Genomic DNA, 24532 nt, shown 5'->3' on the forward strand with positions numbered 1-24532 from the left:
ATGCAAGAATTTTGATAGATTATTTAGAAGGATTAAATGACGCACAACGTGCACCAGTACTGCAAAAGGACGGTGCAATGATTGTGATAGCAGGTGCCGGATCTGGTAAAACAAGAGTGCTTACCATGCGTATAGCACACTTAATGAAAAATGGGGTAGACCCATTTAATATTTTGTCGCTTACGTTTACTAACAAAGCGGCAAAAGAAATGAAGAAACGTATTTCTGAAATTGTTGGCGCTAGTGAAGCTAAGAATTTATGGATGGGAACCTTTCACTCCATATTTGCAAAGATTTTAAGGTTTGAAGCAGATAAGTTAGGATATCCTTCTAACTTCACTATTTATGACACTCAAGACTCTCAAAGTCTTATACGTGCCATAATAAAAGAAATGCATCTTGATAAAGATGTGTATAAATACAAACAGGTGTACTCTCGCATTTCATCTTATAAAAACAGTTTAATTACTGTTAAGGCGTATTTTCAAAACCCAGAATTAATCGAAGCAGATGCGATGGCAAAACGCCCAAGATTAGGCGACATATACAAGGAGTATGTAGAGCGTTGCTTTAAAGCAGGCGCTATGGATTTTGATGATTTGTTATTAAGAACCAATGAACTTTTAAATAGGTTTCCTGAAGTGCTTAATAAATATCAAAACCGTTTTAAATATATATTGGTAGATGAGTACCAGGATACAAACCACTCTCAGTATCTTATTGTTAGAGCACTTTCAGATAAATTTCAGAATATTTGTGTGGTAGGAGATGATGCGCAAAGTATTTACGCCTTTAGAGGTGCCAATATTAATAACATTCTAAACTTTCAACGGGATTATGATAATGTTGAAATGTACCGACTAGAGCAAAATTACAGATCAACAAAGAACATTGTAAACGCTGCAAATTCTATCATAGATAAAAACAAAACCAAGCTAGATAAAGTTGTTTGGACTGCTAATGATGAAGGTCCTAAAATTCGTGTAAACAGACTTATAAATGATGGTGAAGAAGGCCGTTTTGTTGCAAGTTCTATTTTTGAGAATAAAATGGAACACCAATTAAGAAATGGTCAATTTGCAATTCTTTACCGTACAAATGCGCAATCTAGAGCAATGGAAGATGCGTTGCGTAAAAAAGATATTCCTTATAGGATTTACGGTGGTTTGTCATTTTACCAGCGTAAGGAAATTAAAGATGTAATTTCATACTTGCGTCTTATTGCAAACCCTAATGATGAAGAAGCCTTAAAACGTGTAATAAATTATCCAACTCGTGGTATAGGACAAACCACTATAGATAAAGTTGCTATTGCTGCCAACCATTACAAACGCTCTATGTTTGAGGTTATGGCTAATATAGACAAAGTAGATATTGGCGTAAATACAGGAACTAAAAACAAGCTTAAGAATTTTGTGAATATGATTCACCATTTCCAAATTCTTAATAAAGAAAGCGATGCGTTTAGTGTAGCAGAAGCTGTTGCAAAAAAAACAGGTTTAATTCAGGATCTTAAAAAAGATGGCACTCCAGAAGGTGTTGCACGTATTGAGAATGTAGAAGAACTCTTAAATGGTATTAAAGATTTTGTTGAAGGCCAAGTAGAACTAGCCGATGCAACAGGAAGTCTTGCCGAGTTTTTAGAAGATATTGCACTTGCTACAGATATGGATAAAGAGGTAGGAGATGATGATCGTGTGGCACTTATGACCATTCACTTAGCCAAAGGATTAGAGTTTCCTTATGTATACATAGTTGGTATGGAAGAAGACTTATTTCCTAGTGCTATGAGTATGAATACAAGGTCTGAACTTGAGGAAGAACGTCGTTTATTTTATGTAGCGCTCACTAGAGCAGAAAAACAAGCCTATTTAACCTATACACAAAGTAGATACCGTTGGGGAAAGTTAATAGATGCTGAACCTAGTAGATTTATTGAGGAAATAGATGAACAGTATATTGACTGGATGATACCTCAAGACGATTATAAGTATAAACCACTTGTTAGCCCAGATCTTTGGGGAGACGTAGATAAGAGTAAATTTAGACAAACAAAACCTAAAAAGGGAACGCCACCACCAAGTCACAAACCTACAGATGAGCAATTAAGAAAACTTAGAAGGTTAAGACCTACAGATGCTTCTAAAGAAGTTCAAAAAGCGGCACCAATTTCTTTATCTGAAGGACAAATGGTAGAGCATATGCGCTTTGGTAAAGGAAAAGTTATTAAAATTGAAGGCGTTGGCCAAGATAAAAAAGCAGAAATAGATTTTGAAAACGGCGGTCTTAAAAAACTGTTGTTACGTTTTGCAAAACTTAAAATGTTAGACTAACTACTAATACAACTCAACATGAATTATATTTTATTTGATGGTGCTCACAGAGATAGTTTATTACCTTTTACATATACAAGGCCTGTTGCCGAAATACGTATAGGAATATTAACTATTAGAGAAAAATGGGAACAGTATTTAGGCATTACTACTACAACAGTTACCGAAGATTATTTGTCTAAAAAATGGCCTATGGTAGAGATGGAACACAATATTATGATTAGTGCTTCCTATTTACCAAATCCTAATCTTGTAGAGCAGATTAAAAATTTAAAAGTAGGGCAAGCTCTTGTTCATGAAACAGAGATTGTTGCTTTTTATACATTAGAGGATGAGGAAAAAGACCTAGAAGACTATCAAACTATTGAAATAGATTCTGCACCAATTACCGTTAAACACACTTGGGATATATTCTCCAAAAATGGTGATGCAATTAAAGAAGATTATAACTTAATTACAGAAGACAGATCTTCTCAACCACTGTCGTCTTCTGTATTTGCAGTAAACCCTAACAATATATTTATTGAAGAAGGTGCTAAGGTTTTTAATGTGTCATTAAATGCTGAAAACGGACCTATTTATATAGGTAAAGATGCAGAAGTGATGGAAGGCTCAATTATACGAGGTCCTTTTGCATTATGTGAACACGCAAGTACTAAACTTGGTACTAAAATATATGGACCGACAACTGTAGGACCACAAAGTAAAGTAGGTGGTGAGGTTAATAACTCTGTTATATTTGGTTACAGTAATAAAGGCCACGATGGTTTTTTAGGAAATTCTGTGTTGGGAGAATGGTGTAATATAGGTGCAGACAGTAACAACTCTAACCTTAAAAATAATTACGCTGAAGTAAGATTGTGGAGCTATGAAACAGAAGGATTTGCAAAGACAGGACTTCAGTTTTGTGGATTAATGATGGGAGATCATTCTAAATGTGGAATAAACACAATGTTTAATACGGGTACAGTAGTAGGAGTAAGCTCTAATATCTTTGGCGCTGGTTTTCCTCGTAATTTTGTTCCAAGTTTTAGTTGGGGTGGCAGTGCAGGAACACAAACCTATTTAACTAAAAAAGCTTTTGAAGTTGCTGAAATTGTGATGAAACGAAGAGAGATAGAATTTTCTGATGATGATAAAGCAATTTTAGAACACGTGTTCGAAGAAACGGCTAAGTTTAGAAGATCCTAAGTGGTTACCTAACCACTTTTTATTTGAACTTGTTTAAGATTGAAATGCTGAAGCTTAGTACCATTCTCTTGTAAAGAGCTTTATTAGAGTTTGTATGTCTAACGTGACAATAAACCTAATCTTTTCATCGTAGTTGTCTTGAGCAATCTCCCAACCATTGTTTGAATATACAGGAAAAAATATTTCAAAATAATCTGCAACTAAGCTTGCACGTACACCGGTGTCATAAACAAATTTTGGATTACTACCTCTATTTTTAATTAAGCCTGCATCACCATATGCAAATATCCATTTCCAGATGTTTGTGCTACCATTTAATGTTGTCATCCATTGGTTTGCAAATGCAGGTTCTAGTTTAGACTTAAAGAAACCTTCTGCAGGTATAATTTGTTGGCTAAATAATCCAGATTCTTCACTACGGCCATAATAATTATAGTCGAACAGATAATCTGTTGGCCTGTCTAAAGCAAAGCTAAAGTAGTCTGAGTTGGTATTGTCATTATATAAAAAAGCTCCAGCAAACACTCTTAAATTAAGTTGCCTGTTATTAAGGAACAACTTTCTATAAGTAGCACTGGCAGAAATCTTACTAAAACTATCAGATAATTGATAATCTACATAACCCGAAAAATAATTAACAAGATTAGGGTTACTATAAATATATCTTGCATTAAAAACACCGTAATCAGGTTCATCTACAACGTTTAGTTGATCTCTATCTCTTTCAACAGCAACATACCTAAAATTAAGGCGTTGCTTTTCATTATTTCTTAAGTAGGTATCTCTAAAATAAAAGGTTAAGTATGGTGTATATTTTCTATAAAATAAATCATTTGCATAAGAGAATGTAGTACCGCCAACACCATAGCGTACAGCATTTAAATTACTATTGTCAAAATAATGAGTGTTATAGATAGATGCTGAACCAACAATAGTATTACTGCCAAATCCATATTTAGGAGATATTTTGTAGGCTAGATTTTTACTTAATACAGCTTTGTTATACATTTTTAAACCAATAGCTACACCATCATAAATGTTATAATCAAATTCTGGAATAAAGAATGTTTGTGCATATTTGGGATCTTCAATATCCTGTAAAAGTCTAAATTGTATTGGTTTTGCAGTTAGCTTAGATACACTTTTATAATTATCACGCTGATTAAATTCAGGGATTATGCCTTCATAGTTTAATGCTACACGCTCACTACTGTCTCTAGGTATTGTAACTGTTTGTGTTCCTAAAAAGGGTTCTACCCAATCTTTAGTTATTACTCTGCCATCTTTAATTCCATAAAGAGACACAGGCATTTTAGCATTTCTTTTATTCTTTATTGTTACGGTAAGCGAGTCTTTAGTTTTCTTTACACGTTTTATTCTAAAATCTATTTTTTTGTTAGTTCCTACATAGTCTTCAAAATACCAAGATAAATCTTTGGAAGCGTTCTTCTGTAACAACGTCATGAAATCTGTTGAAGAAACTTCTTTTAGCTTAAAGTTTTGGTAAAACTCCTTCATTGTAATCTTCACCTCTTCAGTACCTAAGTAATCTTCAAGATACTCGAAACCTGTTCCAGACTTATAAGCGTTTGCTATATTCTGATTAAACTTTACCAGTGAATCTGTAGGCGTGGTTAAAGCTTGATCTAAATTCATACGAGCCATATTCATAAACAAATATGGGTATTGGTCATTAAACTCTAACTCTGCTGCGTGAAACCAACGTATTCCAAAAAAATCACTTAAACTACCTAAGAGTTTCATTTTTGGATAATACCTATCTACATAATCCATAAGGATTTTAATATGTATACCATCGTGCACCCACTTTTCTTCTCTTGGGTTTAATAGGAGAGTGTTTTCTAGATAATTGTTGGTTATCGTTTTTAATAACTTAATTTCATATTGAAAACCATCTGGAAAGGGATTGATAAAATCTGGTAATTGATTTAAGCCATATACTGGGTTGGCTAAATAGTCTTCATTAGTGACAAGTATTTTTTCGTGAGGGTAAGAACCTAATTCTGTATCTAAATAAGATAATATTCTATCTACGGCTAGAGCTTTTGCTTCTTCCGGTAAATCATCATCATCTATATTTGTTTCAATAGAGGTGTAGTCTGTAATAATTTTATCAAAAGTGTTCTCACTCGTTATATACAGTTTGTTCTCAATCCTATTGTTTCCTGTAAGTGTTACAATTTTCTTGTCACCATCAACACGTTCAGAAGTATTTAAAGAAGAGGTAACAACCTTATCGTTGGCAACTTCTATAGTTATGGTGATATTGCTTTTAGGCACAAATTGATCATCTAAATTCTTATGGCTGTAAGCTTTCCACTCTGTAGTATAAACAGAAGGTCTTATATACCAATATCTAAGCTTTAAATCACCATTTTCATAATAACCATAGCGTGTAAATTTTTCGTCGGGTATTTTAACAGTGTACGTTAATTTAAACTCGAACGTAGCGTTTGGTGCAAGTGGTGTAGGTAAAGTCACCTTAATAATGTCCTGCTTGTCTTTAGGGCGCTCCCAAACTAAATCTTGAGAAGAAGAGTTTGTTAACTTATGAATAGTGGTATGACCACGTTCTTCTGGTTTGGCAAAATAAAATCTGCGCAGATAGTCTTCTGAAAAACGCTTACCTAATGGTGTTGTTTTATCTGAAAAACTATTGGCCCAATCTAAAAGGTATATTTCAGATAAAGAATCTGCAGAGGTGTTTACAAAGGTTAGCTCTTGCTGTATTTCTAATTGATGCAAGTCATCATTTAATTTAACATTAAGAGACGTAGCATGTTGTGCAAATAAACTATTTACAGAAGCTACTAAACAAAAAAAGAGGAGAATTTTCCTAATACTCAAAGTGAATTATTTAATCTAAAACCAGTTACTTACTTAACAATACATATGCCATATATAATGATATACGATATTTTTAGAAGTTAGGACTTAAATTAAACTCATCGTAGAATTTATCTAGGATATCTAAGACTTCGTCTGCGGTGTCTACAACTTGCACAAGGTCCATGTCATGTGCACTAATATTTTGAAAGCTGTCTAACAAAGTATTACGAACCCAATCTACTAAACCACTCCAAAAATCTGTACCAACCAATATTATTGGGAATTTTTGAATTTTAGTAGTTTGTATTAATGTTATTGCTTCAAAAAGTTCATCTAGAGTTCCAAAACCACCTGGCATAACCACGAAACCTTGGGAGTATTTTACAAACATTACTTTTCTTACAAAAAAGTAATCAAAATCTAAACTCTTGTCTGAGTCTATATAAGGATTGTCATGTTGTTCAAAAGGTAAATCTATATTTAACCCTACAGATGTACCGCCAGCTAGGTGCGCACCTTTATTACCGGCTTCCATAATTCCTGGTCCACCACCAGTTATAACACCATAACCGTGTTGTACAATTTTCTCTGCAACATCTACTGCTAGCTTATAATACTTATGGTCTGGTTTTGTACGAGCAGATCCAAATATAGAAACACAAGGTCCTATCTGGCTCATGCGTTCAAATCCATTTACAAATTCACCCATTATCTTGAACAGAGCCCAAGAATCATTTGTTTTTATCTCATTCCAACCTTTATGGTGTTGTTCGTTTGTCATATCAAAAAAAATCTGTTTCAAAAGGCACTAACCATAACTCTATGGAAACGTAACCTTACGTCTTACATCATATCTAACGCCAAACTTAAGCATTGTTTTATAATTAACACTTTACTGTCTCATAGTTTTTTGAGGTATTCCTATTAAATTTTAAGATTGAATTTTAATTGTTAGTTAAAATTATATTAATTGATTTTTGAAGTGTTGAAAGCCTTTATTAATCACGTATTTTTAAGTAAAACTTAACTATGAAATATATAACAACATTAATTTGTTTTGCAGTGTTAATGAGCTGTAAATCTAAACTTAGCAAAGAGGAAAAAGAAACTATAGCAGAAACAGCATCGCCAGTTACGGTTGAGACCGCAATAGGTCCATTAACACTTGAAGCTCCATTCTCCAGTAAATCTGTAACAAATAACAGTAAGGTAATTGCTTGGCCAGAAGGCCAAACACCAATTGCTCCAGAAGGATTTAAGGTAACTCGTTTTGCAGATGAGTTAGAACACCCAAGATGGACTTACATTGCGCCAAATAACGATATTTTCGTAACAGAAAGTAACACTAAAAACAGTGCTAATAGAATTTCACTTTTAAGAGATAATGATAACGATGGTGAAATAGATGAGCGTTTTGTTTTTAAGGAAGGCTTAAATCAACCTTTCGGTATGCTTATTATTAATGATACATTTTATGTAGCTAATACAGATGGCTTGTACAGTTTTCCATACACCGAAGGCGATACTAGTTTAAAAGGTGAAGGTACTAAGATTGTTGAGCTTTCAGCTAGTGGTTATAACAACCATTGGACACGAAATATTATCACTAATAAAGCTAAGGACAAAATATACATCTCTGTTGGTTCTGCTAGTAATGTAGGAGAGCAAGGCATGGAAAAAGAAGAACGTCGTGCTACAATTCTAGAAGTTAACCTAGATGGCTCTGGTGAAATTACTTATGCAAGTGGATTAAGAAACCCAGTTGGAATGGATTGGAATCCTGTTACCGGAGAATTGTGGACAGCAGTAAACGAACGTGATAAGTTAGGAAACAACCTTGTACCAGATTATATTACAAGTGTAAAAAAGGTGGTTGGTACGGCTGGCCTTATAGCTATTATGGACAAATAAATGATCCTAGATGGAAAGACGAACCACACCAAGATTTGGTAGATAAAGCAATAATACCAGATGTTCCTGTTGGTAACCATACCGCATCTTTAGGTTTAACATTTTATACGGCAGATCAATTTCCTGAAACATATAAAAATGGTGCATTTGTAGGCCAACACGGTTCTTGGAATAGAGCAGAATTTTCTGGATATAAAGTACTGTATGTTCCATTTAACAATGGTAAGCCCCAAAAACCACAAGACTTTTTAACTGGCTTTATTGCTTCAGAAGAAGAAAGTACGGTGTATGGTCGTCCTGTTTGTGTAGCTGTAGCGCCAGATGGTAGCCTTTTAGTAAATGATGATGATGCAGGAATCATCTGGAAAGTTTCAGCTAAATAGATTTATAATCGATACCATATTACCATAGGTTAATTAATGTTGTTAAACTTCAACTAAAGCCTTATAAACAAAAGGCTATGGTAAAATAACAACGTATTTTTAAAGTAAAATTATAAATAATTATATGAGTACTATAAAAGCATACGGCGCCAAGAGTAGTGATGCCGATTTAAAAGAGATGACTATTGAACGTAGAGACGTTACAGATCGCGATGTAAAAATTGAGATTTCCTACTGCGGTGTTTGTCATAGTGATATACATACAGTAAGAAACGATTGGGGTGGCTCTAAATATCCTGTTGTTCCAGGACACGAAATTATTGGTCGCGTTGTAGAAGTAGGAAGTGATGTTTCTAACTTTAAAAAAGGCGAGCTAGTAGGAGTAGGCTGTATGGTAGATTCTTGTAGAGAGTGTAGCGCTTGTAAAGACGATCTTGAACAATTTTGTGAAGAAGGAATGGTTGGCACATATAATGGTAAGGATAAGCACTTAGGTGGACATACCTTTGGTGGCTATTCTGAAACTATTGTTGTAGATAAATATTACGTACTTAAAGTACCTGAAAACTTAGACGAAAAAGCAGTAGCACCTTTACTATGTGCAGGAATAACAACGTATTCTCCTTTAAAACATTGGAATGTAAAGAAAGGTGATAAAGTAGGAGTTATAGGTCTTGGTGGTTTAGGTCATATGGGTATTAAAATAGCTGCAGCAATGGGAGCAGAAGTTGTAATGATTACAACATCACCTTCTAAAGCAGATGATGCAAAGCGTTTAGGCGCATCTTCAGTTTTAATCTCAAAGAATGAAGACGATATGAAAAAGCACAAAGGATCTTTTGATTTCTTACTGAATACGGTTCCTGTAAAACACGATATTAATCCTTATATACAATTATTAAAACGTGATTCTACAATGTGTATGGTAGGTGCCATTGAACCTTTAGAGCCAATGCATGGTGGCGGATTAATAATGGGACGTAAGCGTGTTGCTGGTTCTCTTATTGGAGGTATTAAAGAAACACAGGAAATGTTAGATTTTTGTGGAGAACATAATATTGTGAGTGATGTAGAAATGATTGATATGGATACTATTAACACTGCTTACGAAAGAGTTACAAACTCAGATGTGAAATACCGTTTTGTAATCGATATGCAATCTTTGAAAAATTAATTTTTGTTATTGAATTAATTAAGCCGGTAAGTCTTACTTATCGGCTTTTTTAGTTCTTAATGATTGTTATATTTAAAAGCGTACAGGTATAGCAAAACATAAAATAAGCACCTACATTTGTTAAGCCTTAAAAGAAAGGAATCTTTTAAGGCTTTATTATTTTGTAATGAAAAGTAATCCGCTTCTTATAATTGTTGCTTTCTTCTCAATCTATGTATTTTGGGGCTCTACCTATGTAATGAATAAGTTAGCTGTTACAGAGTTAGATCCTTTAATGTTAGCATGTATTCGCTTTACAGCTGCAGGATCTTTAATTTTTATCATTGCTAAATGTTTAAAATTATCCCTTAAAATTTCTAAGAAACAACTATTGAATTGTGCTTTGGCAGGATTTTTATTTCTTGCATACGGTAACGGGATGTTTGTTTGGGCATTACAATTTGTAGATAGTGGCTTTGCTGCTATTGAAGCGTCATTACAACCTTTACTAATTCTAGTTTTAATGCGAATTGTAGATAGAAAGCCTATTAAACTAAAATCTGTTGTAGGTATAATTTTAGGAATTATAGGAATTTATTTATTAGTAAGTCAACAGGAGCTTACTACAAAAGAAGGAAGTGTTTTAGGAATGCTAGTAATTTTTACCTGTGTCTTAAGTTGGTGTATAGGTAGCGTCTTTGTTTCTAAAGCCGAACTACCAAAAAACTTTTTTGTAAACACTGGTTATCAAATGCTTCTTGGTGGTTTTATGTTGGGTATAGCAAGTGTAATAACTGGAGAGACTTGGAGCTTTCCTACAACTTGGCAAACCAGTACACAACTTTCTTTATTAGGACTAATATTTTTTGGAAGTATAGCCGCATTTACGTCGTTTAATTACTTATTAAAAGTTGTCTCAACAGAAAAAGTGGCAACATCTGCCTATATAAATCCCATAATAGCTATTTTTTTAGGATGGTACTTTTTAGATGAAACAATTACCACACAGACATTAGTATCTGCAGCTGTATTGCTTACAGGCGTTTACTTTATTAATAGCAGTAAGAAAATGAAAAAAGGAAAAAAGTTTACATAAAAAAAGCGACCCATTATTAAATAAGTCGCTTTTACATTTCTACTTGTATTTAATTAAGATACTAACTCTTTAGCATCTTCATTTACATTTTTACTAGTGTTAGCAATCTTACCTTTTACTTTATCAAAAGTATCTGTAACAGTATCGCTTACATCACCAGCTGTATCTTTTATTTTTGTACCAGCATCATTAAGTGTAGACTTAATTTTATCCTTTTTGTCTTTCGGTAATTTTTTATATCCTAAAACGGCTAAGGCACTTACACCTAATCCTATTAACGCTGCTATTCCTAAACCTTTGTCTCTCGTATTCATAATCTTCAATTTTTGGTTAATTATAATATGTGTTGCAATAACTTTTATTGCATAGTATATTGGACAAGATTCATACCATAAAGTCTTAAAAATATATAAATGTTGTAGTAGCTTCGCATTATGGAAAAGAAAAAGAATGATCCTTACGCAGCACTGCGATTTAGAGAGTTTAATATCTTCTTATTAGTACGTTTTGCTATGGTGTTTGCGTGGTCTATGCAATTTGTCGTGATAGAGTGGCAGGTTTATAGTATAACTAAAGATCCTTTTTCATTAGGTATTATTGGTTTAATGGAAGTTATTCCGGCTGTCTCTTTGGCATTGTTTGCAGGTCATGTTGTAGATCAAAAAGAAAAGAAAGGATTATTGTTAAAGTGTATACTAGGTTTCTCTGTCATTAGTTTTGGACTATTTCTCATTACCTGGCCAGAAGTAATAGGAGACTGGTCTCAAAATACAGTATTGTATACAATTTATGCACTGGTATTTTTAGGAGGTGTTGTAAGATCATTTATTGGTCCCACTATATTCTCATTATTCTCATTACTTGTTCCTAAGAAAATATATCCTAATGCTGCAACTTGGAGTAGCTCTGTATGGCAAATGGGTGCAGTTGTTGGACCTGCCATTGCCGGTTTTGCCATTAATTGGATAGGTGTACATTGGTCTATGTGTTTTGTATTTGCATGTTCTTTAGTGGCATTTATAAGTTTAACTCAAATACCTAAGAAACCAATTTTAAATACTAAGATAGGCGAACCAGTTTTTAAGAGCTTAAAGGAAGGATTAAACTTTGTGTTTTCTACTAAGATAATTTTAGGTGCGTTAACATTAGATATGTTTGCAGTTCTGTTTGGTGGTGCAGTAGCGTTGCTTCCTGTTTTTGCGCAAGATATCCTAAAGGTAGGACCAGAAGGCTTTGGAGTATTAAGAGCTGCGCCAGCAGTTGGCGCATTAATCATCATGTTTACCTCTGCGTATTTTCCTCTCAATAAAAATGCAGGTTACAAATTACTAGGTGCCATATTTGCTTTTGGCTGTTGTATAATATTATTTGGAGTGTCTACTTGGTTCTGGGTTTCTGTAATTGCATTATTCTTAAGTGGTATAACAGATGGTATTTCTATGATTATAAGACAAACCATATTACAATTGCGAACACCAGATGAAATGCGTGGTCGTGTGGCTTCTGTAAACTCTATGTTTGTTGGGTCTTCTAATGAGCTAGGTGCTTTTGAAAGTGGCTTAACAGCAAAACTTATGGGAACAGTTACTGCTGTAATATTTGGCGGTAGTATGACGCTAATTACAGTAGTTTCTACTGGAGCATTGTTACCAAGTTTAAGAAAATTAGATCTTCGGAAAGATTTAGAAGAACATGAACTTAAAGAATAAATAAAAACCCTCTTATGCAAACAACACATAAGAGGGTTTTCTTTTTTGAACGAATATTTGGTGTTAGTAAATAACTTTATAGTCTGAATTTACAATACCCTTTAAGTTATTTATAATTAAGTGATCTAATAATACATCTGATGAATAAAGAGAGAATAGGTTATCAGATTTGAAAACAACATTATCTACCCTCAAAAAATACAATTGTGATACCAATTTAATATCTACATCATTCCTAATAATATTATTTTCCTTAGCATCAACTAGTAAATAATAAATCATTTGGTGTACAACATCACTTCTAAAACCTTCAAAAACAACATCTGCTTTAGGATAATATTTCTTAAGTCCATTAATAAATGAAGGTTTAAATTCTTTTAAATAGTTAAAGCATATCTTATAAATCCAAATAATCTTTTGAATAGCATCTTTGTCTTTATCTTCCAATATGGCGTTTAATTTAGATATGACTTCTTCTAAGAGATGGTTAACGCTTTCGGCAACCAAATCTTCTTTATTCTTAAAGTGCTTATAAATAGTTTTTTTAGAGATTCCCAGTTCATTGGCCAATTCATCTAGCGTAAACCGTTTACTGCCAAATTTTGTGAACCGAGAAGCTGCGTGTTTTAATAGCTCTGTTTTTTCCATCTCTTTTATCTTATTGCCATCCACCGCCTAAGGCTTCATATAAATCTATAATATATAGTTGTTGTTGTAGCTTACTGTCTACCACATTAAGCTCTGCACTTAATGCACTCTGTCTGGCTGTTAATAAATCTAAGTATGTTGCAAAACCATTGTTTAACAGTTCTTCTGAATTTGTTTCGGCATTACGCAAAGCTTCAATTTCATTTAATCTGAATTCATATTTTTCAGTTTCAGCATTATATCCATACAGAGCATTAGAAACTTCTTGACCTGCAATTAATAACGATTGTTTAAAATTTAATAAAGCTTGTTCTTGTTGCGCAACAGCAACTTCATTTTGAGTTCTTATGGCACGTTTATTAAAAATAGGCTGTGTAAGACCACCTATTATGTTAGCAAATAAAGAATTAGTGTCTATAAGATCTGCCAAGTCTAAACTTTGAAAACCAGCAGTAGCTGTAAGTGTTAATGAAGGATAGTACATGCTTTTAGCCACATTTGTTAGTTCAAAAGATTCTATCAATGCATATTCAGCAGCCATTACATCTGGTCTATTTCTTAAAAGAGTAGTAGGAACACCAATTGCCAAATCTGTGGTAAACTCTAAATCATTAATAGTTCCACGTTCAAAATTTTGAGGTCCCTTTCCTAGTAATATACTTAGTGTATTTTCTGTTCTAAATATAGCAACCTCTAAATCTACAACCAACGCTTTAGCATTATTGAGAAGAGCAACATTTTGGTCAACAGCAATTTGTGTAACCTGTCCAGCGTCTTTTAATGCTTTTATGGTTACAACACTATTGTCCCTTGTTTCAATTGAAGCCTTAGTAACTTCTAACTGCGCATCTAATGCAAGAAGTTGATAATAAGCTGTAGCAATACGCGCTACTAACTCTGTTTTAACTGCTTGGTGAGCAGCAACAGTTTGTAAGTAGTTAGCTTGTGTTGCTCTTGAATTACTTCTGATTTTTCCCCAAATATCTGCTTCCCAAGACAAACTTGCATTAATCTCAAATTGATCTGTAGAGGTATTTGAAAGAAAAGACCCAAATTGAGAGTTTTTTGAAAGTTCTTGATGTGTTAGGGTTGCATTAGCACCTAATGTTGGCAAGTAGCCTACCTTTCCTTGTTTTATATAAGCTTCTGCAGCAACTATTTGCTGCAAAGCAATACGTATGTCTATATTATTAGAAAGACCTTCTTCTATATAGTTCACTAAATATTGATCCTTAAATAGATCTTTATATGAAACCGTTGCTGCAGATATACTATCCTGTGGTAATTGGTCTGTTCTAAATAAATTTTCTGTAGTGCTAAGTTCTGGTCTTGTATAATCTTTGGCAACAAAACAAGAGGTTAGTAGTGCAGAAACACTAACTATAGCAACTATGTTATATATGATTCCTTTTCTCATGTCTAAATTGTTTCTTCTAATTTTTTAGATTCTTGTAGTTGAGGGCTGCCAGAAATTTTTTCTTGTAGCCATTGGAAAAAGATGAATAGAATAGGGATTACAAATACACCAAGAATGGTACCTATAAGAAGACCTCCAACTGCACCAGAGCCTATAGATCTGTTTCCTTCTGCACCTACACCTTTAGCAAGCACAAGTGGCATAAGCCCTAAAATAAAGGCAAAAGATGTCATTAAAATTGGTCTTAATCTTGCTTTAGCACCATCTATTGCAGCATCTACAATTGGCTCACCTTGCTTACGGCGTTGCAAGGCAAACTCTACAATTAGTATGGCATTCTTAGCTAATAGCCCTATTAGCATGATTAATGCTATTTGAAAATAGATGTTGTTTTCTAATCCTAGTACCTTGGTAGTAAAAAAGGCTCCAAATACACCTAAGGGTAATGATAATATTACAGAAAAGGGTAGTAGGTAGCTTTCATATTGTGCTGCTAATAAAAAGTAAACAAATAGAATACATAGCATGAAAATAATCACAGTTTGGTTTCCAGCACTAACTTCTTCTCTAGAAAGTCCTGAAAATGCGATGTCATATTCACTTGATAATTTTGCAGCTTCTTCTTGTACAATTGCCAATGCATCTCCAGTACTAAAACCAGGATTAGCAGCACCACTTACTTTAGTTGAATTATATAAGTTGAAACGTGTTACAGTTTGTGGTCCATAAACCCTATTAAGTGTTACAAACTGAGTAATAGGAGTCATTTCACCACTGCCAGTTTTAATATAAATCTCATTTAAAGAATTTTTATCTGTACGATCTTCGGGTAACGCTTGCATATATACACGATACTGCTTACCAAACCTTGCAAAGTCTGATGCATATACACCACCAATATATCCTTGCATAGTAGAGAAAATACTACTTACAGGAACTCCAAACTTTTTAGCTAACGGTACATTAATATCCATCTCATATTGTGGATACTTTGTATTGAAAGAAGATTGGCCATATTGTATTTCTGGATGCGACATTAAATTGCCAATAAACTCTTGTGTTGCAGCATCTAAGTCTTTAAAGTCTCCACCAGTACGGTCTAGCAAGTTTACCTCAAACCCAGATGATAATCCAAATCCTGGAATACTAGGAGGCGCAAAAAATATAATCTTTGCTTCTGGAATACCCGCAGCAATACCAAATAAACGCTTAGTTATAGCTTCTGTAGATAGGCTTTCATCCTCACGCTCTGACCAATCTTTTAGTTTAATAAAGCCTAATCCGTAATTACTACCAGATCCACTAATTAAACTACGACCATTTATAAGCGAGATTCCATCTACACCTTCCAACTCTTTTGCTTGATTGTAAATTTCTTGGTTTATCTCATTTGTTCTATCTATAGATGAGCCTGCAGGTAATTCAACATTAATAAATATTAAACCTCTATCTTCTGTAGGCACGAAACCAGTTGGTGTAGTAGTGGCAGACCACCATATACCAACTCCAGCTAAAACTAGAATAGCAACTGTAATCCATTTTTGTCTGTACAGAAAACTTAGTGAACGTCCATAGCGTTGTATTGTAGCATTAAAACCACGGTTAAAAGCTCTATAAAAACGTTGTAAAAACTCTTTTTTCTCTTGAGCATCTTCATCGTGTGGTTTTAAAAATAAGGCACATAATGCAGGACTTAATGTTAATGCATTAATTGCCGAAATTAAGATGGCTACAATTAAAGTTACACCAAACTGTTCGTAAAATACACCTGTAGGACCTTGTACAAACGTTACTGGAATAAACACTGCTGCCATTACTAATGTAATAGATATAATAGCACCAGATATTTCATTCATAGCGGTTAAAGTTGCCTTTTTTCCACTTTTTGCACCTTCATCTAACTTGGCATGTACAGCCTCGACGACCACAATGGCGTCATCTACCACAATACCTATGGCGAGTACCATTGCAAATAGCGTTAACAGGTTAATAGAGTAACCAAAAAGGTTAAGGAAGAAAAATGTTCCTATTATCGAAACTGGTACGGCTATAGCAGGAATAAGAGTTGACCTAAAATCCTGTAAGAATATAAATACAACTATAAACACTAATAAAAATGCTTCTAATAAAGTATGCACCACTTTTTCAATAGATGCAGAAAGGAAGTTATTGGTGTCGTAATTTATAAATGCTTCAACTCCTTCTGGAAAATCTTTCTCAAGACGAGTTAATTCAGATTTAATATCTTCAATAATCTCTTGTGCATTAGATCCTGCAGTTTGATAAATGGCCAAATTAATACTAGGATAACCATTGGTAGTGGAGCTTGAGTCGTAACCTTGGGCATCTAATTCTACTTTTGCAATATCATTAAGCCTTAAGTATTCGCCATTATCTAATGCTTTAATAACAATATTCTCATATTGCTCTGCCGTCTTAAATCGACCACTATAAGTGATAGCATATGTAAAAGCTTCTCCATTATTTTGTCCTAAGGATCCTGCAGATGCCTCTAAGTTTTGTTCACTCAAAGCTGCAGAAACATCTGCCGGTATAAGACCATAAGCAGCAAGTTTCTCTGGTTTTAACCAAATACGCATGGCGTAATCTTGTCTCGAAAATACATTAACATCTCCAACACCGTTAACACGCTGTAAAGATGGTATTACGTTAATTCTTAGGTAATTCTGTATATAAGTGTCATTGTAATCTTCATTTTTAGAAAGTACAGACATAAACATTAAAGCACTAGTTTGTTGCTTTTGTGTTTGCACTCCTGTTTGTATAACCTCTTGCGGCAATAATGGGTTTGCTCTTGCAACACGGTTTTGTACGTTAACAGCAGCGATATCTGGATCTACATCTTGATCAAAGAAAACAGTAATATTAGCGGTTCCATTATTAGTAGCGTCTGATGTTATGTAGGTCATACCTTCCACACCATTAATTTGTTCCTCAATAGGAATTATTACACTTTCTAATATGGTTTCTGCACTCGCGCCAGGATAGGTGGCAGTTACTTGTATAGTTGGTGGTGCAATATCTGGATATTGTTCAATAGGAAGCGTAGAAAGACCTAAGATTCCTAATATAACAATGACTATGGAGACTACTGTAGATAATACAGGTCTCTCTATAAATGTTTTTAACATAAGTTCTAGGAGCTACAGTTATTGAAATAATGTTTGAATAGGCTTCGCAATACTATCAAAAGGTACCTCTTGAGGAGTAATAGGTGTTTTATTCCTAAGCTTTCCAATACCTTTTACAACAATCTTGTCTCCGGCAGAAATACCAGAATCTATAATAAACAAGTTGTTAGAAGTGTCTTTTACATTTACTAGTGTAGCAATGGCTAAATTTTCACTATTAACTTTGTATAAAAAAGTTTGTCCTTGTTGTTCAAATGTTGCTGTTTGTGGGACAACAACTGCATCTGTATACTCCGTAGGTACTTTTATAGTACCACTGTTTCCATTAGTAATTAATTGATTAGGGTTTTTAAATACAGCTCTAAAGCTTACTGTTCCCGTATTAGGATCTATCTGTCCTGTAACAGTTTCAATAACACCGCTTTGAGCATATTCCTGACCATTGGCAAGTATTAATTTTACATTAGGGAAATTCTTAAGTTTCTCATTTAAGTTCTTTCCTTCAGTTTTCTGTAAAAAATTAAGATAGTCGCGCTCATTCATAGAAAAATTAGCATAAACGTCTTGAATGTCTGAAACAGTAGTTAATGGTTTAGTACTTGTAGCACTAACTAAAGAACCTTCTCTATAAGTTATAGAACCAACAAAACCATTAACAGGGCTTTTCACAGTTGCATAACCAATATTAGCAGCAATACTATTGTAACCGCTTTTAGCTTGTTCAAGTTTAGCTTTTGCAGTTTCTAATTGTACATTACTTATAATACCTTTTTCCACTAAAGGCACTAATTTATCTACTTCAACCTGAGCAGCATTTACATTAGCTTTTGCAGCAGCAGCATCTTGACTTAAAGATTGTGTTTCAAGTTTAAATAGAGCTTGTCCTTTTTTTACTTGTTCACCTTCATCTACCAACACTTGTTGTATATAGCCAGATACTTTAGCTCTAACTTCACTATTTACTTTTCCCTCAATTGTTGTTGGGTAAGTTAAATAAGACGTTACAGTTTTATTAGGAATAGTACTTACAGCCATAGGAGTGGCTTTAGGTTGGGCTTCTGTTTCTGAGTTAGCATTACTGTCTCCACAACTTATAAGCGTTACTGTGGTGACACCTAACAACAGGCTTAAATATATGATTCTCTTCTTCATTAGTGTAGGTTATAGTTTAGGGTTGTTTTTAAGTTTTTCTTTTAAGTTAGAGATAGAGGAAGTTGCTTCTGCTAAAAATTCTAAATAATTAATATGAAAGGTTAGGTCGAACATATCTTTTTCTTCGGTTTCTGGTAGGTTATTTACAGATTCCTTGTAGTCTTTAATTTCTGAATGAAGATTTTTCTGAACATTCCAAGTAGTTATCATTTCGTCTATATGCTGCAAAATACTGTCACGATTAATGATGTAGTATTTTTTTCGATCTCCAGCTTTAGTGAAATATTCTATTCGTTTTAAATCACTTAAGTGATTTAAATGTGTAGAAATTGTGCTTTTACTAGCACATAATTGAGTAACAAGATCTTCAAATGTAGTTCCTACTTTCCCAGTTAATATGATGTAGGAGAGTATTCTAGCTGCAACTGGAGCAAGACTGTCTTTTTGCTCAATAAACACACCTAGCTTTTCTACTAAATCTCTTTTCTTATGACAAATGTCATTCATATAGTTATATATTTTTCACAAAATTACGATTGGTTCGGAATAAACCGAACTTAACGAAGTTAATTGATTGTTAATCTTATTTTTATTTTAATTAACATTTATCAATAAAATACTAGCATACACATTTACTATGCGTGCATTGTATTTTGGGTTTATTTTGTAACTTGTTAGCGTTATTATAACAATTCAGAAGAAATTACGAGTACAATAATTATTAACTTAGATTCTTATATAATTTTTATCACTAAAATTTAGATAACCCAATGAATATTAATAAAGTATTAGTTGCCAATAGAGGAGAAATAGCTATTCGTATTTTTAGAGCGTGTACAGAGATAAACGTAAAAACAGTTGGCGTTTATACTTTTGAAGATCGCTATTCATTACACCGATATAAAGCAGATGAGTCTTACCAGATAGGAGAGGACAACGATCCTTTAAAACCCTATTTAAATAAGGATGAATTAATTAGAGTAGCATTAGAAAATAATGTAGATGCTATTCATCCTGGATATGGGTTTCTTTCTGAAAATGCAGAATTTGCTCAAAAGTGTAAAGACAACGGAATCATATTTATTGGACCTAAAGTGTCAGTTTTAAAATCTTTAGGAGATAAGATTACTGCCAAGCAAGTGGCGTTAGAGAATAATGTCCCAATTATACAAAGTAACTCAAAAGACTTAGACTCTATTGATATTGCTATTAGCGAGGCAGAAGCCATTGGCTATCCAGTAATGCTTAAGGCTGCTTCTGGTGGTGGTGGTAGAGGTATGCGTGTTATAAGAGAAGAAGATGAGTTAAGGCGTGCATTTAACGAAAGTAAACGCGAAGCCTTAAATGCATTTGGAGACGATACCGTTTTTCTTGAAAAATTTGTAGAAAACCCTAAGCATATTGAAATCCAGATTGTAGCAGATAATCATGGTAATATGGTGCATTTGTTTGAACGAGATTGTTCTGTACAACGTCGTTATCAAAAGGTAATAGAGTTTGCACCTTCGTATGATTTAGATACATCTATAAAAGAAGATTTATATAAGTATGCAGTAAAGATTTGTAAAGCGGTAAACTATAATAATATAGGTACTGTAGAGTTTTTGGTAGATGATGATGGCTCTATTTATTTTATTGAAGTTAATCCGCGTATACAAGTAGAACATACAGTTACAGAAGTTGTTACTAATATAGATTTGGTAAAAACACAGTTGTTTATAGCTGGAAATTATAAGTTAAGCGATCAACAAATTAAGATTCCTAATCAAGAAGCTGTAAAGGTTAATGGTTATGCTTTACAATGCCGTATTACCACAGAAGATCCTCAAAATGATTTCAAACCAGATTATGGTACAATCTCTACTTACAGAAGTGCCTCAGGATTTGGTATTCGTCTAGATGCTGGTAGTGTGTATCAAGGTGCTACAATATCACCTTTTTTCGATTCTATGTTGGTAAAAGTTACTGCTAATAGCAGAACATTAGATGGTGCTTCACGAAAAATTAGAAGAGCTTTAGCCGAGTTTAGAATACGTGGCGTAAAAACCAATATGCCATTCTTAGATAACATACTAGCTCATGATACATTTAGAAAAGGTGAGGTAACGGTAAACTTTATTAAATCTCATCCAGACTTATTTACGTTTAAAGCACCTAGAAACAGAGCAACAAAATTAGTAACCTATTTAGGAGATGTAATTGTTAACGGAAATCCAGATGTAAAGAAAAAAGATCCATCTAAAGTATTTATAAAACCCGAAGTACCAAAGTTTGATAAGTCTGCCAGCTATCCAGAAGGCACAAAAGATTTACTTACAAAATTAGGTCCAGATGAATTTTCTAAGTGGTTAAAAGCAGAAAAGAAAGTACATTTTACAGACACCACAATGCGAGATGCACACCAAAGTTTACTTGCTACACGTATGCGTACTTACGATATGCTTAAAGTTGCAGAAGGTTACGCTAAAAATCATCCAGACATTTTTAGTATGGAAGTTTGGGGTGGCGCAACCTTTGATGTTTGTATGCGTTTTTTACAAGAAAACCCTTGGCAACGCTTAAAATTGCTTAGAGAGGCAATGCCTAATGTATTATTACAAATGCTTATTAGAGGTTCAAATGGTGTTGGTTATACTGCATATCCAGACAACCTTATTGCAGAATTTGTAGAACAATCTTGGAATACTGGAGTAGATGTGTTTAGAATTTTTGATTCTTTAAACTGGATGCAATCAATAGCACCTTGTATTGAACACGTAAGAACTCGTACTAAAGGTCTTGCAGAAGCCTCAATATGTTATACAGGTGATATCCTAAACCCTGAAAATAAAAAGTATAACCTTAACTATTATACAAGTTTAGCAAAAGATATAGAAAATGCAGGTGCACATATTCTTGCCATTAAAGATATGGCTGGTTTATTAAAACCCTATGCAGCGTATGAGTTAATATCGGCATTAAAGGATACCGTAAATATTCCTATTCACCTACATACTCATGATACATCTTCCATACAGGCAGCTACTTATTTAAAGGCTGTTGAAGCTGGTGTAGATGTAGTTGATGTAGCTTTAGGAGGCTTATCTGGTCTTACGTCTCAACCAAACTTCAATTCAGTTGTAGAAATGCTTAAGTATCAAGAGCGCTCTTCAACAATAAATACCAAGTCTTTGAGCGAATATTCTCACTATTGGGAAACAGTGAGAGATTATTATTATCCATTTGAGTCTGGTCTTAAAGCAGGTTCTGGAGATGTATATACTCACGAAATTCCTGGAGGACAATATTCTAATTTAAAACCACAGGCGCAAGCATTAGGTTTAGAAGATCGTTTCCACGAAATAACGGCAATGTATGCAGATGTAAATTCACTTTTTGGCGATATTGTTAAGGTAACACCAAGCTCTAAGGTTGTTGGAGATATGGCACAGTATCTTGTAAGTAATAACCTTACAATAAAAGATGTATTGGAGCGTGGAGATAGTATATCATTCCCGCAATCTGTAGTTAGTTTCTTTAAAGGTGACTTAGGGCAACCAGTTGGTGGATTCCCAAAAGACTTGCAAAAACTTATCTTGAAAGACACAAAAGCTTATACAGAGCGACCAAACTCTCAATTACCAGAATTAGATATAGATAAAGAGTATAAGGAGTTTAAAGACATGTTCGAAAATGATATGAGTAGAACACTGGATATTACAGACTTCTTATCTTACAAACTTTACCCAAAAGTATTTTTAGATGCCTATAACAATCATTTAAAATATGACAACCTGATAAACCTGCCTACTAAAAACTTTTTCTACGGCATGGAGATAGGTGAGGAGATAATTATTGAATTAGATAGAGGTAAAACTCTATTAATTACCTTAGACTCTGTTGGAGAACCTAACGAAGATGGTATTGTAGATGTTTATTTTAGGGTTAACGGCCAAGGTCGTATTGTAAAAATAAAAGACACTTCTGTTAAGGTAGATAAGGTTGAATATAAAAAAGCTGATAAAGCAGATGATAAAGAAATAGGTGCGCCGTTACAAGGAATGCTGTCTACCATTCTTGTTAAAAAAGGAGATGCTGTAAAAAAGAATCAACCTTTATTTATTATTGAAGCAATGAAAATGGAAACTACAATTACTGCAAATGTAGATGCTACTGTTAAAGAAATTATTCTTAAAGAAAATATTATGGTAAACTCAGAAGACCTAGTATTAACTTTAGAATAATTGGTAATTATTATAAACTAAAAAACGGCTTTGTGAGTATGTATCACAAAGCCGTTTTCTTTTTTGTTAAAACAATTATTTAATTGCTAACAGAATCTTTTAATTTATCAATTTTCTCAGATAGTTGCCCTTCAACATCGTCATAAGTTTCTTTTATTTTCTTTCCTGCGTTATTAGCACGTTCTTTAAGTTTAGCTTTTTCTTCTGGCGTCATGTTTTTATATTTCCAAAATCCGAATGCGCCTGCTGCCAAGCCTAATAAAGCCAATAATCCTTTTGAGTTTTTCATAGTTATAGTTTTTACTAAAGGTACAAATCAGCTATTTGAGTTTTCATAATAAAAACTCAAAATTATTAGATTTCAAATCACGCTTTAAATACTATTAACAACGGTATTAATTATAGCTTTGTCTAAACGCATTGGGACTAAGCGCAGTTTTCTTTTTAAATATTTTACTGAAATATTGAGGATACTCAAACCCCAAATTATAGGCTATTTCGCTTGCACTCACTGTTGAATTTAGAAGATTATATTTAGCTTTTTCAATAATAAACTTGTGTATGTGGTCTTGCGTGCTTGAGCCAGTTTCCTTCTTTAGCAAATCACTTAAGTATTTTGGAGACATATTTAATGCAGCACCACAATACTGTACAGTAGGAATACCTAATTCCTCTTGTTTATTTAAAGCATAATAATCTTTTAGTAAGGTTTCAAATTTACTCACCAAGTCTTGGTTAAGATTTGTCCTTGTATAAAATTGGCGATCATAAAACCGTATACAATAATTTAGCAACAGCTCTAAATTTGAAATAATTAAAGTTTGGCTATGCATATCTATTTGCTGCGTAAATTCCTGCTCAATTGTTGTAGCAATAGCAGATAGTGTATTACGCTCATCATTTGATAAATGAAGCGCCTCGTGAGATGCGTAATCAAAAAAGGAATACTTATCTATTTTTTTACCAAGTTCAGATTTTCTAATTAAGTCAGGATGAAAAACGATTGACCAGCTTCCGCTGTTTGTGGGAATATTTTGTTTCTCAACTTCAACAACTTGATGTGGCGCCATAAATATCATAGAGCCTTCTTCAAAATCATATTGATTTCTACCGTAGTTGGAAATGGTATAGGCACAACTTTCTTTCAAGCTAATTTGATAAAGACCTAAAGCATATTTAAACTTTTCTAAGTCTTTTTTCTGTAGTTCATTAGTAACTCGAAGCACAGAGATTAAAGGATGTTTAGGTTTTTCTAATCCAAAGAATTTATGAACTTCAGCTATACTATTTATTCTTAAAATATCTTTCATAATA

16 protein-coding genes and 1 pseudogene are annotated in these 24532 nt (G+C 33.6%); 7 read left to right on the forward strand and 10 right to left on the reverse strand.

Annotated elements, in window-relative coordinates; translation table 11 throughout:
- Positions 1–11 precede the first annotated feature (11 nt).
- Together CL818_RS06905 and CL818_RS06910 are read left to right on the forward strand one after the other, a co-directional pair.
- Positions 12–2333, forward strand: coding sequence for an ATP-dependent helicase (locus tag CL818_RS06905; protein ID WP_286972458.1), 2322 nt, complete (start codon positions 12–14; stop codon positions 2331–2333).
- 18 nt (positions 2334–2351) lie between these two features.
- Positions 2352–3524 (forward strand): GlmU family protein, encoded by a 1173-nt coding sequence (locus tag CL818_RS06910; RefSeq protein ID WP_286972459.1) that lies wholly within the window; start codon positions 2352–2354, stop codon positions 3522–3524.
- A gap of 54 nt (positions 3525–3578) precedes the next feature.
- Here the strand turns inward: CL818_RS06910 and CL818_RS06915 are convergent, their stop codons facing one another.
- Positions 3579–6392 carry a gluzincin family metallopeptidase gene (locus CL818_RS06915; RefSeq protein ID WP_272973163.1) on the reverse strand — a complete coding sequence of 938 codons (2814 nt, stop codon included), beginning with the start codon at positions 6390–6392 and terminating at the stop codon, positions 3579–3581.
- Between the two features lie 73 nt (positions 6393–6465).
- Positions 6466–7155: an LOG family protein gene (locus CL818_RS06920; RefSeq protein WP_013187748.1), complete on the reverse strand. Its 690-nt coding sequence runs from the start codon at positions 7153–7155 to the stop codon at positions 6466–6468.
- A 248-nt stretch (positions 7156–7403) separates the two neighbouring features.
- Here CL818_RS06920 and CL818_RS06925 point away from each other — a divergent pair.
- The 3 genes and pseudogenes from CL818_RS06925 to CL818_RS06935 all read left to right on the forward strand — a co-directional run bounded on the left by CL818_RS06925 (position 7404) and on the right by CL818_RS06935 (position 10917).
- Positions 7404–8668: pseudogene (locus CL818_RS06925) on the forward strand (PQQ-dependent sugar dehydrogenase).
- Positions 8669–8792: 124 nt separating this feature from the next.
- The gene (locus CL818_RS06930; RefSeq protein WP_283641764.1) at positions 8793–9842 is read left to right on the forward strand and encodes an NAD(P)-dependent alcohol dehydrogenase; all 1050 of its coding nucleotides are present in this window, start codon (positions 8793–8795) and stop codon (positions 9840–9842) included.
- Between the two features lie 166 nt (positions 9843–10008).
- The gene (locus tag CL818_RS06935; protein WP_272973161.1) at positions 10009–10917 is read left to right on the forward strand and encodes an EamA family transporter; all 909 of its coding nucleotides are present in this window, start codon (positions 10009–10011) and stop codon (positions 10915–10917) included.
- Positions 10918–10970: 53 nt separating this feature from the next.
- Here the strand turns inward: CL818_RS06935 and CL818_RS06940 are convergent, their stop codons facing one another.
- Positions 10971–11231, reverse strand: a complete 261-nt coding sequence (locus tag CL818_RS06940) for a hypothetical protein (RefSeq protein WP_013187752.1) — start codon at positions 11229–11231, stop codon at positions 10971–10973.
- A 120-nt stretch (positions 11232–11351) separates the two neighbouring features.
- Here CL818_RS06940 and CL818_RS06945 point away from each other — a divergent pair, with 120 nt between their 5' ends.
- The gene (locus tag CL818_RS06945; RefSeq protein WP_272973160.1) at positions 11352–12626 is read left to right on the forward strand and encodes an MFS transporter; all 1275 of its coding nucleotides are present in this window, start codon (positions 11352–11354) and stop codon (positions 12624–12626) included.
- Between the two features lie 63 nt (positions 12627–12689).
- On the opposite strand, the gene CL818_RS06950 is transcribed toward CL818_RS06945, so the two are convergent.
- The 5 genes from CL818_RS06950 to CL818_RS06970 are packed head-to-tail and all read right to left on the reverse strand — an operon-like array spanning position 12690 to position 19502.
- A complete protein-coding gene (locus tag CL818_RS06950; RefSeq protein ID WP_272973159.1) occupies positions 12690–13274 on the reverse strand; it encodes a TetR/AcrR family transcriptional regulator in 585 nt (194 codons plus the stop codon).
- Between the two features lie 10 nt (positions 13275–13284).
- Positions 13285–14691 carry a TolC family protein gene (locus tag CL818_RS06955; RefSeq protein ID WP_272973158.1) on the reverse strand — a complete coding sequence of 469 codons (1407 nt, stop codon included), beginning with the start codon at positions 14689–14691 and terminating at the stop codon, positions 13285–13287.
- A 2-nt stretch (positions 14692–14693) separates the two neighbouring features.
- Positions 14694–17843, reverse strand: a complete 3150-nt coding sequence (locus tag CL818_RS06960) for an efflux RND transporter permease subunit (RefSeq protein WP_272973157.1) — start codon at positions 17841–17843, stop codon at positions 14694–14696.
- An 18-nt stretch (positions 17844–17861) separates the two neighbouring features.
- Positions 17862–18995 carry an efflux RND transporter periplasmic adaptor subunit gene (locus tag CL818_RS06965; RefSeq protein ID WP_272973156.1) on the reverse strand — a complete coding sequence of 378 codons (1134 nt, stop codon included), beginning with the start codon at positions 18993–18995 and terminating at the stop codon, positions 17862–17864.
- A 9-nt stretch (positions 18996–19004) separates the two neighbouring features.
- Positions 19005–19502 (reverse strand): GbsR/MarR family transcriptional regulator, encoded by a 498-nt coding sequence (locus CL818_RS06970; protein ID WP_013187759.1) that lies wholly within the window; start codon positions 19500–19502, stop codon positions 19005–19007.
- A gap of 263 nt (positions 19503–19765) precedes the next feature.
- Between CL818_RS06970 and CL818_RS06975 the strand changes: the two genes are divergently transcribed.
- The gene (locus CL818_RS06975) at positions 19766–23218 is read left to right on the forward strand and encodes a pyruvate carboxylase (protein WP_272973155.1); all 3453 of its coding nucleotides are present in this window, start codon (positions 19766–19768) and stop codon (positions 23216–23218) included.
- A gap of 79 nt (positions 23219–23297) precedes the next feature.
- On the opposite strand, the gene CL818_RS06980 is transcribed toward CL818_RS06975, so the two are convergent.
- Together CL818_RS06980 and CL818_RS06985 are read right to left on the reverse strand one after the other, a co-directional pair.
- Positions 23298–23507, reverse strand: a complete 210-nt coding sequence (locus CL818_RS06980) for a hypothetical protein (protein ID WP_013187761.1) — start codon at positions 23505–23507, stop codon at positions 23298–23300.
- Between the two features lie 106 nt (positions 23508–23613).
- Positions 23614–24528 (reverse strand): helix-turn-helix domain-containing protein, encoded by a 915-nt coding sequence (locus CL818_RS06985; RefSeq protein WP_013187762.1) that lies wholly within the window; start codon positions 24526–24528, stop codon positions 23614–23616.
- Between the last annotated feature and the right edge of the window lie 4 nt (positions 24529–24532).

It is taken from the genome of Croceibacter sp., assembly GCF_002716225.1.
Taxonomy (GTDB): Bacteria; Bacteroidota; Bacteroidia; order Flavobacteriales; family Flavobacteriaceae; genus Croceibacter; species Croceibacter atlanticus.

Coding starts and splice junctions, on each gene's coding strand:
- CL818_RS06980 (WP_013187761.1), bottom strand. CDS start 23,507: ATGAAAAACTCAAAAGGATTATTGGCTTTATTAGGCTTGGCAGCAGGC.
- CL818_RS06945 (WP_272973160.1), top strand. CDS start 11,352: ATGGAAAAGAAAAAGAATGATCCTTACGCAGCACTGCGATTTAGAGAG.
- CL818_RS06955 (WP_272973158.1), bottom strand. CDS start 14,691: ATGAGAAAAGGAATCATATATAACATAGTTGCTATAGTTAGTGTTTCT.
- CL818_RS06935 (WP_272973161.1), top strand. CDS start 10,009: ATGAAAAGTAATCCGCTTCTTATAATTGTTGCTTTCTTCTCAATCTAT.
- CL818_RS06920 (WP_013187748.1), bottom strand. CDS start 7,155: ATGACAAACGAACAACACCATAAAGGTTGGAATGAGATAAAAACAAAT.
- CL818_RS06970 (WP_013187759.1), bottom strand. CDS start 19,502: ATGAATGACATTTGTCATAAGAAAAGAGATTTAGTAGAAAAGCTAGGT.
- CL818_RS06910 (WP_286972459.1), top strand. CDS start 2,352: ATGAATTATATTTTATTTGATGGTGCTCACAGAGATAGTTTATTACCT.
- CL818_RS06950 (WP_272973159.1), bottom strand. CDS start 13,274: ATGGAAAAAACAGAGCTATTAAAACACGCAGCTTCTCGGTTCACAAAA.
- CL818_RS06960 (WP_272973157.1), bottom strand. CDS start 17,843: ATGTTAAAAACATTTATAGAGAGACCTGTATTATCTACAGTAGTCTCC.
- CL818_RS06965 (WP_272973156.1), bottom strand. CDS start 18,995: ATGAAGAAGAGAATCATATATTTAAGCCTGTTGTTAGGTGTCACCACA.
- CL818_RS06940 (WP_013187752.1), bottom strand. CDS start 11,231: ATGAATACGAGAGACAAAGGTTTAGGAATAGCAGCGTTAATAGGATTA.
- CL818_RS06975 (WP_272973155.1), top strand. CDS start 19,766: ATGAATATTAATAAAGTATTAGTTGCCAATAGAGGAGAAATAGCTATT.
- CL818_RS06985 (WP_013187762.1), bottom strand. CDS start 24,528: ATGAAAGATATTTTAAGAATAAATAGTATAGCTGAAGTTCATAAATTC.
- CL818_RS06930 (WP_283641764.1), top strand. CDS start 8,793: ATGAGTACTATAAAAGCATACGGCGCCAAGAGTAGTGATGCCGATTTA.